Source organism: Sphingomonas parapaucimobilis NBRC 15100 (assembly GCF_000787715.1).
Lineage (GTDB): Bacteria > Pseudomonadota > Alphaproteobacteria > Sphingomonadales > Sphingomonadaceae > Sphingomonas > Sphingomonas parapaucimobilis.
Window position 1 is genome coordinate 132,587 of sequence record NZ_BBPI01000001.1, and the last position, 11,793, is coordinate 144,379.

At 65.7% G+C, this 11,793-nt stretch carries 12 protein-coding genes; 7 read left to right on the plus strand and 5 right to left on the minus strand.

Going from position 1 to position 11,793, the window contains the following annotated elements; translation table 11 throughout:
* Position 1 precedes the first annotated feature (1 nt).
* The 6 genes from SP5_RS00640 to SP5_RS00665 all read left to right on the plus strand — a co-directional run bounded on the left by SP5_RS00640 (position 2) and on the right by SP5_RS00665 (position 5,926).
* A complete protein-coding gene (locus tag SP5_RS00640; protein ID WP_042482630.1) occupies positions 2–1,255 on the plus strand; it encodes an N-succinylarginine dihydrolase in 1,254 nt (417 codons plus the stop codon).
* A 38-nt stretch (positions 1,256–1,293) separates the two neighbouring features.
* Complete coding sequence (locus SP5_RS00645; RefSeq protein WP_042482538.1) at positions 1,294–1,512, plus strand: hypothetical protein; 219 nt, start codon at positions 1,294–1,296, stop codon at positions 1,510–1,512.
* A gap of 49 nt (positions 1,513–1,561) precedes the next feature.
* Positions 1,562–2,461, plus strand: a complete 900-nt coding sequence (cysD, locus tag SP5_RS00650; RefSeq protein ID WP_042482541.1) for a sulfate adenylyltransferase subunit CysD — start codon at positions 1,562–1,564, stop codon at positions 2,459–2,461.
* Position 2,462: 1 nt separating this feature from the next.
* On the plus strand, positions 2,463–4,376 hold the full coding sequence (cysN, locus tag SP5_RS00655; protein ID WP_042482544.1) for a sulfate adenylyltransferase subunit CysN: 1,914 nt from the start codon (positions 2,463–2,465) through the stop codon (positions 4,374–4,376).
* On the plus strand, positions 4,373–5,104 hold the full coding sequence (locus tag SP5_RS00660; protein ID WP_174435489.1) for a 3'(2'),5'-bisphosphate nucleotidase CysQ: 732 nt from the start codon (positions 4,373–4,375) through the stop codon (positions 5,102–5,104). Before cysN ends, SP5_RS00660 begins: the two co-directional genes overlap by 4 nt.
* A 111-nt stretch (positions 5,105–5,215) precedes the next feature.
* Entirely contained in the window at positions 5,216–5,926 is a 711-nt protein-coding gene (locus SP5_RS00665) for a ZIP family metal transporter (RefSeq protein WP_042482550.1), read from the plus strand.
* A 54-nt stretch (positions 5,927–5,980) separates the two neighbouring features.
* Here the strand turns inward: SP5_RS00665 and SP5_RS00670 are convergent, their stop codons facing one another.
* The 5 genes from SP5_RS00670 to SP5_RS00690 form a co-directional block, all read right to left on the minus strand.
* Positions 5,981–6,499 carry a YciE/YciF ferroxidase family protein gene (locus tag SP5_RS00670; RefSeq protein WP_042482553.1) on the minus strand — a complete coding sequence of 173 codons (519 nt, stop codon included), beginning with the start codon at positions 6,497–6,499 and terminating at the stop codon, positions 5,981–5,983.
* 24 nt (positions 6,500–6,523) lie between these two features.
* Entirely contained in the window at positions 6,524–7,306 is a 783-nt protein-coding gene (locus SP5_RS00675) for an SDR family NAD(P)-dependent oxidoreductase (RefSeq protein ID WP_042482556.1), read from the minus strand.
* Between the two features lie 11 nt (positions 7,307–7,317).
* Positions 7,318–8,493, minus strand: coding sequence for a zinc-dependent alcohol dehydrogenase (locus tag SP5_RS00680; RefSeq protein ID WP_042482559.1), 1,176 nt, complete (start codon positions 8,491–8,493; stop codon positions 7,318–7,320).
* Entirely contained in the window at positions 8,490–9,080 is a 591-nt protein-coding gene (locus SP5_RS00685; protein ID WP_042482562.1) for an SRPBCC family protein, read from the minus strand. Before SP5_RS00685 ends, SP5_RS00680 begins: the two co-directional genes overlap by 4 nt.
* Positions 9,081–9,187: 107 nt before the next feature.
* Complete coding sequence (locus SP5_RS00690; protein WP_042482565.1) at positions 9,188–9,907, minus strand: Crp/Fnr family transcriptional regulator; 720 nt, start codon at positions 9,905–9,907, stop codon at positions 9,188–9,190.
* A 527-nt stretch (positions 9,908–10,434) separates the two neighbouring features.
* On the opposite strand from SP5_RS00690, the gene SP5_RS00695 reads away from it, so the two are divergent.
* A complete protein-coding gene (locus SP5_RS00695) occupies positions 10,435–11,625 on the plus strand; it encodes an aromatic amino acid transaminase (protein ID WP_042482569.1) in 1,191 nt (396 codons plus the stop codon).
* Positions 11,626–11,793 lie beyond the last annotated feature (168 nt).

Here is an 11,793-nt window from a genome sequence, read left to right on the forward strand (position 1 = left end):
CATGCTGAAAGAAATCAACTTCGACGGCATCATCGGGCCGAGCCACAATTATGCCGGGCTCAGCCACGGCAACCTCGCCGCCACCCGCAATGCGGGCAAGACCTCACACCCCAAGGCCGCTGCGCTTCAGGGGATCGCCAAGATGCGCGCGAACCTCGACCTGGGGCTGGTGCAGGGCATTCTCTTGCCGCATCCCCGACCCGACCATGGCTGGCTGGGGCGGCTGGCGACCGATTATGGCGCCGCCTCACCGGTCCTGAAGGCGCAGAGCCTGTCCGCCTCGGCCATGTGGGCGGCCAATGCCGCGACCGTCTCGCCCGCGCCCGATACGCGCGACGGGCGCTGCCACCTGACCGTCGCCAACCTGCTGACCATGCCGCATCGCAGCCATGAGTGGCCCGCGACGCTCGCGCAGTTGCGGCTGGCCTTTGCCGACCCGGCCTTCGTCGTCCATCCGCCGGTGCCGGCCCCCTTCGGCGACGAGGGCGCGGCCAATCACATGCGGCTGTGCAGCGGCCATGATCATCCCGGCGTCGAGGTCTTCGTCTATGGTGAGAGCGGCGGCCCCTTTCCCGCCCGCCAGCATCGCCAGGCGTGCGAGGCGGTCGCCCGCGCGCATCGCCTGTCGCCGGACCGGGTGCTCTTCGCGCGCCAGTCGGATGCGGCCATCGCGGCGGGGGCCTTCCACAACGATGTGGTCGCCGTCGCCAACGAACGCGTGCTGTTCGCCCATGAACAGGCCTTTGCCGATCGCGACAGCTTCTATGCCGATCTGCGCACCCTGATGCCCGATGTCGAGATCGTCGAGGTGCCCGCCGCGCGCGTCAGCCTGGAGGATGCCATCGCCTCCTACCTGTTCAACGCGCAGCTGGTGACCCCGCCGGGCGGCGAACCGACGCTGATCCTGCCGCAGGAGGCACGCGACACCGCACCCGTCTGGTCCTGGCTTCAGGATCATGTGGCGGGCAATGGTCCGATCCGGCGGCTGGAGGTGGTGAACGTCCGCGAATCGATGGCCAATGGCGGCGGCCCCGCCTGTCTGCGCCTGCGCGTGGTGGCCGACCCGGCGACGATCGACCCGCGTTTCCTGGTCGATCATGCCCGGCTCGACCGGATCGCCGCCGTGATCGAGGCGCATTGGCCCGACGCCATCGACCCCACCGAAATCGGCGATCCCGCCCTGATCGCCCGTATCGAGACTGCCCGCGCCGCGCTGCTGACCGAGCTGGACTGTCTCACTTTGGCAAGCGGTTGACGCTTGGCGGCGGGGCGATCCGGTGGTCTAACGGCGTCATGTGGTCCCGCCTGGTCGCCCTGTTCACGATCAAGTCGAAGTTCGAGGCTTTTCTGGTCATCTATGGCCTGGGCCTCGGCGCGGTCGAGCGCGGCATGCATTATCTGACCGCTTATCCAGGGCTTCCGGGCAAGATCCTGTTCGCCGCCTGTCCCATCGCGGTGTTCATGGCGGGCGCGCGCATATTGGACTCGCTGGAGCGGGACTATCGCGATTGACAGGATAAGTTGGTCGCACGGTTCGCTGGCGACATTATCTGACAATCCGATGACTGGCCTAACCCACCTGCAGCGCCTCGAAGCCGAGAGCATCCATATCCTCCGCGAAGTGGTCGCCGAGACCGAGCGTCCGGTGATGCTCTATTCGGTCGGCAAGGATTCGGCGGTGATGCTGCACCTTGCCAAGAAGGCGTTCTTCCCGGCACGCCCACCCTTCCCGCTGCTCCACGTCGACACGACCTGGAAGTTCCGCGCCATGTACGAGCTGCGCGATCGCGCGGCCGAGGCGGCGGGCATGGAGCTGATCGTCCACCGCAACCCGGAGGCCGAGGCGCTGGGCATCAACCCCTTCGACCATGGCAGCCGCCACACCGATATGTGGAAGACCGAGGGGCTGAAACAGGCGCTGACCGCTGGCGGATACGACGCGGCGTTCGGCGGCGCGCGGCGTGATGAGGAGAAGAGCCGCGCCAAGGAGCGGGTCTTCTCCTTCCGCTCCGCCGCGCATGGTTGGGACCCCAAGGCGCAGCGGCCCGAGCTGTGGAACCTCTATAACAGCCGCATCCACAAGGGAGAGAGCATCCGCGTCTTCCCCATATCGAATTGGACCGAACTCGATATCTGGCAGTATATCCTGCAGGAGGGCATCGAGATCGTGCCGCTCTATTTCGCCGCGTCGCGCCCGACGGTCGAGCGCGACGGGATGCTGCTGATGGTCGATGACGACCGTTTCCGCCTGCGGCCCGGTGAGGTCCCGGTCGATCGCTCGATCCGGTTCCGTACGCTGGGCTGCTATCCGCTGACCGGCGCGGTCGAGAGCGAGGCGGCTACCCTGCCGCAAGTCATCCAGGAAATGCTGCTGACCACCACGTCGGAGCGGCAGGGGCGCGCGATCGACCATGATCAGGCGGCCAGCATGGAGAAGAAGAAGCGCGAGGGGTATTTTTGAGATGACCGCCTATCAACCCGATGCGCTGATCGCCGCCGATATCGACGCCTATCTCGCCACTCATGCCGCCAAGTCGATGCTGCGCTTCATCACCTGCGGCTCGGTGGATGACGGCAAGTCGACGCTGATCGGGCGGCTGCTCTACGATTCGAAGACCATCTTCGAGGACCAGTTGAGCCAGCTCGAGGCGGACAGCCGCCGGGTCGGCACGCAAGGGGCGAATATCGACTTCGCACTGCTGGTCGACGGCCTGGCCGCCGAGCGCGAGCAGGGCATCACCATCGACGTGGCTTACCGCTTTTTCGCGACGGAGAAGCGCAAGTTCATCGTCGCCGACACACCCGGCCACGAACAATATACCCGTAACATGGTGACGGGCGCCTCGACCGCCGATCTGGCCGTGATCCTGATCGACGCGCGCAAGGGCGTGCTGACCCAGACGCGGCGGCACAGCTATCTGGCGCATCTGGTGGGCATCAAGGAGATCGTGCTGGCGGTCAACAAGATGGATCTGGTCGGCCATGACCAGTCGGTCTTCGACGCCATCGTTGCCGATTATGCAGCCTTCGCCAAGACCATTGGGATCGAACGGTTCACACCCATCCCCCTGTCGGGCCTGACCGGTGCGAACGTGACCACCCCCTCACCCGACATGCCCTGGTATGACGGCCCCGCGCTGCTCCCGCATCTGGAGACGGTGGCAATCGATGGCGACCGGGCGGCGGCGGCATCGTTCCGTATGCCGGTGCAGTGGGTCAACCGGCCCGACCTCGACTTTCGCGGCTTTGCCGGGTCGATCGCGAGTGGCCGGGTATCGGTCGGTGACCGGGTGCGGATCGCCCCCTCGGGCAAGATGACCGAGATCGCGCGGATCGTCACCTTTGACGGTGACCGCCAACAGGCGATCGCGGGCGAGGCCGTGACGCTGGTCCTTGCCGACGAGGTCGATTGCTCGCGCGGCGACGTGATCGCCGCCGCCGAGGACCCGCCAGAAATCGCCGACCAGTTCGTCGCCACCATCGTCTGGATGGCGGACGCTCCGCTGGTGCCCGGGCGCAGCTACTCGCTCAAGCTCGGAACACAGCTGGTCGGTGCGACGGTGCAGCCGCCGCGTCACGTGGTCGACGTGAACAGCCAAGAGCAACGCCCCGCCGATACGCTCGCGCTCAACGATATCGGCCTGGCGGAGGTCTATGCCGATCGCCCGATCGTGTTCGAGCCCTATGCGAAAGGCAGTGCGCTCGGCGGTTTCATCCTGATCGACCGCGCGACCAATGCAACGGTCGCGGCGGGCATGATCGACCATGCGCTGCGCCGCGCCCAGAATGTTCATTGGCAGTCTGCGGTGGTGACGCGCGAGGCGCATGCCCGACAGAAGGGACAGGCCCCCAAGGTCCTCTGGTTCACCGGCCTGTCAGGCTCGGGCAAGTCCACCATCGCCAACATGGTGGAACAGAAGCTGCACGCCATGGGTCGCCACAGCTTCCTGCTGGACGGCGACAATATCCGCCATGGCCTGAACCGCGATCTGGACTTCTCCGAAGCCGGGCGGGTGGAGAATATCCGCCGGGTGGGTGAGGTCGCCAAGCTGATGGCGGACGCTGGCCTGATCGTGCTGACCGCCTTCATCTCGCCCTTCAAGGCCGAGCGGGACATGGTCCGCGCGCTGCTGCCCGAGGGCGAATTTGTTGAAATCTTCGTCGATACGCCTTTGGGCGTCGCCGAGGAGCGGGACGTGAAGGGCCTTTACGCCAAGGCGCGTACGGGTGAGATCGCCGAGTTCACCGGCATCTCCAGCCCCTATGAAGCGCCCGAGCGGCCCGAAATCCGGATCGACACGACGAAGGAGACGGCGGAACAGGCCGCATCGCGGATCGTCGAACATGTGCTGGGCATCTGGAGTTACGACCTGTGACCGACGCCGAACTGGCCCGCTCGGTCGCTGTTGAGGCGGGCGAACTGCTCAGGTCCATCCGCGCGTCGAGCGGACTGGAAGGTGTTGCCCTCGGCGCACTGGGCGACAGGGATGCCAATACGCTGATCCTCGACCGGCTGCACGCGGCGCGGCCCGACGACTTCATCCTGTCCGAGGAGTCGGTCGACGACCGCGCCCGCTGCGCCGCCAGCCGCGTCTGGATCGTCGATCCGCTGGACGGAACGCGCGAATATGCCAGCGGGTCGAGTGAATGGGCGGTGCATATCGGCCTTGCCATCGACGGCCGCCCGGCCATCGGCGCGGTGTCGGTACCCGACCGCGATCAGGTGTTCGCGACCGACGACCTGCCCCCCAGACATCCCCCCTGCCCGGCGGGCCTGCGCGTCGTCGTCAGCCGCAGCCGCGCGCCCGACATCGCGGCTTGCGTCGGCGAGCGGCTGGGCGCGATCATGATCCCGATGGGTTCGGCGGGCGCCAAGGCGATGGCCGTGGTCGAGGGCCGTGCCGATGTCTATCTGCATGACGGCGGGCAATATGAGTGGGACAATTGCGCCCCCGCCGCCGTCGCGCTGGCGGCCGGGTTTCATGCCTCGCGCATCGACGGCAGCCCGCTGGTCTATAATTGCCGGAATCCGCTGCTGCCCGATCTGCTGATCTGCCGGCAGGAAGTGGCGACCATCGTGCTGGAGGCGATCGCGCGGGGCTGAGGCGGATCGATCCAGGTTGCATAAATGTGACCTTGTAACGTCTCATGGCTTGGTTCATGGGTCGATGATGCCGCACCCTTTTTCCGTCGCTCTTGTCGTGCGGACGCTTCCATGACCCTTGTTCCCCTCGCCTTCGGCTTTGCCGCCATGCTCGCCACGCTGGCGGGCGGGCTGCTCGCGTTGCGGCTGCGTCATCGCATCGGGCTGGTATTGGGCGTCACCGCCGGGATCGTAGTCGGTGTGGCGCTGTTCGATCTGGTGCCCGAGGCGCTGGAGCTGGCGGGGGACCGCTGGACGATCCGCGCGATGATGGCGTTCAGCGCCATGGGGCTGGGCGGTTATATGCTGCTCGACCGGGTGCTTGCCCGGATCCCGCACGCGGCGGCCGCTTCATGGCGGGGCGATCTGGGGCCGGCCATGCTCTGCGTACACAGCCTGATGGATGGGCTGGGCATCGGCATCGCGTTCCAGATCGATACCGCGGCGGGATGGATGATCGCCCTGGCCGTCCTGACCCATGACGTGGCGGACGGAGTCAACACCGTCAGCCTCAGCCTCGCCGCGCGGTCCGAAGCGGCGGCGCGGCGCTGGCTGGTGCTCAACGGAGTCGCTCCGATGCTGGGCGTCGTGATCGGGCTGGGATTGTCGATCCCGGCGGGGATGCTGGCACCGCTGATGGCGCTGTTCGCCGGGATTTTCCTCTATATCGGCGCATGCGAGCTGGTGCCGCGCAGCCAGTCGCTCGATCCGCGACTTCGGACCAGTTTCGCGACCTTGGCGGGCATCGCGCTGATGCTGGGCGTGACACACTTCGCCCACTGACGCCGGTTTGGGGCATCGTCGCCTGGAAGGGTGCCGACGACGATGCCCGCGGCCTCAAGCGGGTTGGGCAGCACCCGCCGCCGCATTCGCCCCGCCCTCGGCCATGCCGGTGAGCTTTTCGTCGGTGGCCTTTTCCTCGGCCAGCGTCTCGTCCAGGATCGCCGCGCAGTCGCTGCGCCCCAGCTGCCGTGCCCAGGCGACGAGGGTGCCATAGCGCGCGATCTCATAATGCTCGACCGCCTGCGCCGCCGCGATCAGCGCGGCGTCCAATACCCGTTTGTCGGCGACTTCGCCCGCGACCTCATTGGCCTCCTTGATGATGCCGTCGATCGCCGGACAGGTCACCGCCTTGGGCTTTTCGCCATGCATCTCGAACACCTGTTCCAGCCGCCGGATCTGCCCTTCAGTCTCGCGCAGATGCTGCTCGAACCCCGCCTTGAGCTGCGGGTCGGTCGCCTTCTCGATCATCTTGGGCAGTGCCTTGGTGATCTGATGCTCGGCGTAATAAATGTCCTGAAGCTGATGGACGAACAGGTCGTTCAGCGTCGCGATATCCTTGGTAAACAAGCCCATGATCCGTCTCCTGATAGGGTAGTTTCAACGGTCGGCCGAGCCGGGTTCGGCGATCTGGCGGTGTGCTTCGGCCAGCACCGACTGGGGCACCACGCCCGCACCTGCGACCTGCAGCTTGTTCTTCAGGCCGGTGGTGATGTGCCCCTCGCCCGCTTTCATCGCGTCCCAGCCTTTCCGGGCAACCTCGGCGGGATCGTCCTTCTTGCTCTGGCCGACATGGGTGTCGAGCATGTCGGCGCGGGCGAAGAATTCGGTTTCGGTGGCACCCGGCATCAGGGTGGTCAGGGTGACGCCCTTTTCATCCTTCAGCTCGTTGCGCAGCGCCTCGGTGAAATTATCGATGAACGCCTTGGTCGCGTTGTAGATGGCGTTGAACGGGCCGGGGATGAAGCCGACGATCGATCCCGTCACCAGCACCTTTCCCTCGCCGCGCCGGACCATCGCCGACAGCACCCGCTGGAGCAGATAGACGGTCCCGGTCACGTTGGTATCCACCGACCGCCGCCAGTCCTGGAGCGACTGGTCGAGGAACGCCCCGCCCTTGCTGTTGCCCGCATTGGCGCACAGCACATCGATCGCCCGGCCATCGGCGGCGGCGAGCAACCGGTCCACGCCCTCCAGCGTCGACAGGTCCGCCTCGACCGCCTGAACCTGCGCGCCCTCGACCGATAGCTTGCTGGCGGCCGTATGGATGGCGGGTTCGTCGGCGACGATCAGCAGGTCATAGCCGTCGCGCGCCGCACAGGCCGCCAGATGATAGCCTATGCCGGTCGAGGCCCCCGTCACGATTGCGAATTTCTCTGCCATGGCGTGGCTCCTTATTGACCGGGCTTCAGCACGATCTTCGTCACTTCGTTCTGCTGGTCGTGGAACATGCGATAGCCCTCGGGCGCCCGTTCCAGCGGCATCCGGTGCGAGATCAGGAAGGTCGTATCGATCTTCCCCTCCATGATCGCGTCGAGCAGGCCGGGCAGGTAATGCTGGACATGGGTCTGTCCGGTCTTGAGCGTCAGCCCCTTCTGCATCACCGCGCCCAGCGGGAACTTGTCGACGAAGCCGCCATAGACGGCGGGCATCGACACCCGGCCGCCCTTGCGACAGGCGATGATCGCCTGGCGGATGGCATGGATGCGATCGGTGCCGAGGAAAGTCGACGCTTTGATCTGGTCGATCGCATTGTCGACGAACAGGCCGTGCGCCTCCAGCCCGACCGAGTCGATCACCGCATCGGGACCGATGCCGCCGGTCATCTGCATCAGCGCGTCATAGGTCGCGGTCTGCTCGTAATTGATCGTCTCCGCGCCGAACTTGCGCGCCAGTTCCAGCCGGTGCGGGAAGTGATCGATCGCGATTACCCGCTCGGCCCCCATCAGGAAAGCCGACTGGACCGCGAACAGCCCCACCGGACCACAGCCCCAGACCGCGACGGTATCGCCCGGCTCGATCTCGGCATTCTCCGCCGCCATCCAGCCGGTGGGCAGGATGTCCGAGAGGAAAAGCACCTTCTCGTCATCCACGCCGTCCGGGATGACGATCGGGCCGGTATCGCTGAACGGCACGCGGACATATTCCGCCTGTCCGCCCGCATAGCCGCCGGTCATATGGCTATAGCCGAACAGCGCGGACATCGGATGGCCGTACAGTTCGCGCGCGATATCCTGATTGTCGGCCGGATTCCCGTTCTCGCATCCCGAATATTGATGCTTGCCGCAATGATAGCAGGAGCCGCAGGCGATGGTGAACGGCACCACGACCTTCTGCCCCTTCTTTAGGGTCGAGCCCGATCCCGTCTCGACCACCTCGCCCATGAATTCATGGCCCAGAATGTCGCCCGACTGCATCGTCGGGATATAGCCGTCATAGAGGTGGAGATCGGAGCCGCAGATGGCGGTCGCCGTCACCTTGATGATCGCGTCGCGCGGATTGACGATTTCCGGGTCGTCGACAGTGTCGATGCGGACGTCATGCTTGCCATGCCAGGTCAGCGCCTTCATGCAGCCTGCTCCTCACGCTGTTTGGGGTTCATCGCGTTGGTGGCGACCTCGCCGGTTTCCATCAGCTGCTTGAAGCGCGCGAGGTCGCGGCGGACCTGGATATTGGGTTCGCCCTGGAACAGCTTGGCGACCAGCTTGCCGATGACGCCAGCGGGCGGATCGTAGAGGATGGTTGCGGTAACGACGGTCCCACGCGCCCCTGCGTCGCGGAAGGTGACGCGGCCCGAATTGGCGACGTCCGCGCCTTCCGCCGAAGTCCAGGCGATCAGCTCGCCCTCGTGCTCTTCGGTGACGATCGCGTCCCATTCCACCTTGGTGCCGCCGGGCGCCTTGACCACCCAATGCGACCGGGTGCCGTCCAGCACATCGACGCGCTCGACATTCTCCATCACGCTCGCAAGGTTGGAAAAGTCGCGCCACCAAGCGTAGAGTCCGGCGGATGGGCGGTTGATCGTCACTGCCCATCCGGCAAAGCTGTCTCCGCGATCCTCGACGGCCTCGGCAGTGGCAATGCTGACGGCGGCGTCCTCGTCCCTGGAGGTCGACAGGGGCGCATCGTCATAGGGTCTGTCGGTGATGTCCGGCATAAGCCACTCTCCTCATTCCTTGCCCGGACAGCGTCGGATGAGGCGCGATGTTCCCTATTTTATTATGTTTTTACAGTATCTTGATACACATCAACCGATCCGTGAAATCAACCGGCGGTCACCCGGATCCGGGCACGACCCACCTTGCGCGACAGCGCCCTGGGATCGGGAATGGTCATCGACCGCGACGACCAGATCAGGTCGCCCGCCCGCCGCGCCGCCTGCAACATCCGGTTCACATGCACCGCCGTCAGGCCGAGTGCATCGGCCAGCGTTTCCTGCGTGATCGGCAGGTCGAAGCTGTGGCCATGGGTCATTGCGCTGGATTCCAGACGCTCATGCAGTTCGAGCATCAGGTCGCCGATCCGCTCCATCGCATTCATCCGCCCCAGTCGCGCGATCTGCGCCAGCAGATAGGCCTCGTCCATCGCATGGGCGACCGCATAGGCTTCGTCGAGCGCGGGCAGCGTGCCAGGCTCGGGCGGGGTGCAGGTGGTGACCTCGGTCAGGGTGATGATACTCGTCGGGGCCACCGGGCGCCGGTGATGATAGAGCCCGACGATATCGCCCGGCAGCAGGAAATTAAGGAACTGTCGCCGCCCGTCGAGCAGGATACGCACCCGTGCCGCCCATCCCGACAGGATCAGATGCGGGCAGGCGATGTCGCGCCCCTCGACCAACAGGTCTCGCCGGGGGCGGAACGGCTGGGGCCGGGCGATCGCCTCGCCCAGCGCCGTGACCGAGGCACGGTCCAGGGACGCCAGGCGAGACAGGCGATGAAGCGCCGGCGCGATCGGCCTGGCGCTGTGCGAAAGCGGAATATTCATGGTTTGCCCTTCACCGTCATCAGGGGAAAAGACCCATCGGCCGGGCGGTCCCGGGGAAGAACAACACGCAGCGAGGCTCTGATCAAATTCATCGCGACTCTCCTCATCCTGCCACCGGCCGGAATTGGCCGTGCGGCAAGGGCGATGACGTGACGGACGCCACCGGGTGATGCATCAAGAAGTTGGACAGCCCAACCGGCGACGAACCACCGGATCGATCCGCCATCACGGTCATGGCGAACCAAAGTGGGGCTGTCGTAACGCCTCCCGGTGCAAGGTGTACGAACAAGCGTCCGCAGCGCTCCATAATGCACATCAATATCCGGCGTTTTTCGTGTGTTAGGTCGAAAAACGGGGCGAAACATCGAAAACAGGCGATGCAATAGCGCGGTGGTTCACCTCCATTCAGCCTCTTCTTGAGACACCATGACGTCGCGCGTGGGGTCGGCGCTTGCACACGTCATCCGTCATTCCCTTTTGAGCCCGAAACCCTATGGTGCGCGCCTTTCCGTCCAAGAGGCTTTGCCATGCGTTTCGCCACCCTCACCCGCCAACCCGACGATCCCTTGCTGCGCATCATCGGCCAGCACGCCGCCGACCCGCGTCCCGACAAGATCGACCTGGGCGTCGGCGTCTTTCGCGACGAGGAAGGTCGCACGCCCGTCATGACGGCGGTGAAGGCGGCCGAAGCCCGGCTGCTGAGCGAACAGTCGAGCAAATCCTATCTGGGGCCGGAGGGTGATACCGGCTTCGTTCGCGCGCTGGCGACGCTGGTGCTTGGCGACACGATCGCGGCCGAGCGGGTCGTCGGGCTTCAGACGCCGGGCGGCACCGGGGCGCTGCGCCTCTCCGCCGAACTGCTGGCACGCGCGGGTGTCGCGCGTATCTGGATCGGCAGCCCCAGCTGGGCCAACCATGCGCCGCTGTTCCGCCAGGCCGGGGTCGAACCGGCGATGATCCCCTGTTACGACCTGACCAGCCAGAGCTTCGATCTGGACGGCTTCCTGAGTGGCCTGGGCGGAGCGGAGGCAGGCGATGCCGTCCTGTTGCACGGATGCTGCCACAACCCGATCGGGATCGATCCCGATGCGGCGGGCTGGAACGCCATCGCGTCGCTGGTCGCCGAACATGGGCTGCTGCCGGTCGTCGATCTCGCCTATCAGGGGCTGGGCGACGGCTTCGATGTGGATGCCGAGGGAGCGCGTACCATCCTGGCGGCGGTGCCGGAGGCGCTGCTCGCCTATTCCTGCGACAAGAATTTCGGCCTGTATCGCGAGCGCACCGGAGCGCTGTTCGCCATCACGCCGGACCGGGACAGCGGGGCGACCGTCTTCTCCAACCTGCTTTCCCTGGCGCGGGCTAACTGGTCGATGCCGCCGGATCACGGCGCGGCGATCGTCCGCATCATCCTGGAAGACGAAGCCCTGACCGCCGAATGGCGCAACGAACTGGAGGCGATGCGCCAGCGACTTGCCAGCCTGCGCGCGGCGCTGGCCGCCGGGGGGCGCATCGGGACGATCGAACTGGCGGCGGTGGCGCATGGCAAGGGCATGTTCGCAACCCTGCCCCTGTCGCCGACGCAGGTGGAATGGCTGCGCGATCGTCATGCGATCTATATGGCTGGGTCGGGGCGGATCAACATCGCCGGGTTTAATCTGGCAGCGATCGCGACCTTCCACGAGGCATTGCGGGATCTGATGGCGAACGGAGTGGCGTGATCTGGGCACTCCCGCCGTTGGTTTGGGGCGGCGGGATTCCCTTGGCCTTCGACTTCGCTCAGGCTGATCGGAGTTAAGTACTGCTCTGTATCCCAGAGTTGAAAGCGATCAGCATTGCACGGTTTTAGCCCCTCCCCTTCAGGGGAGCAGTTGGGGTGGGGCATCGCC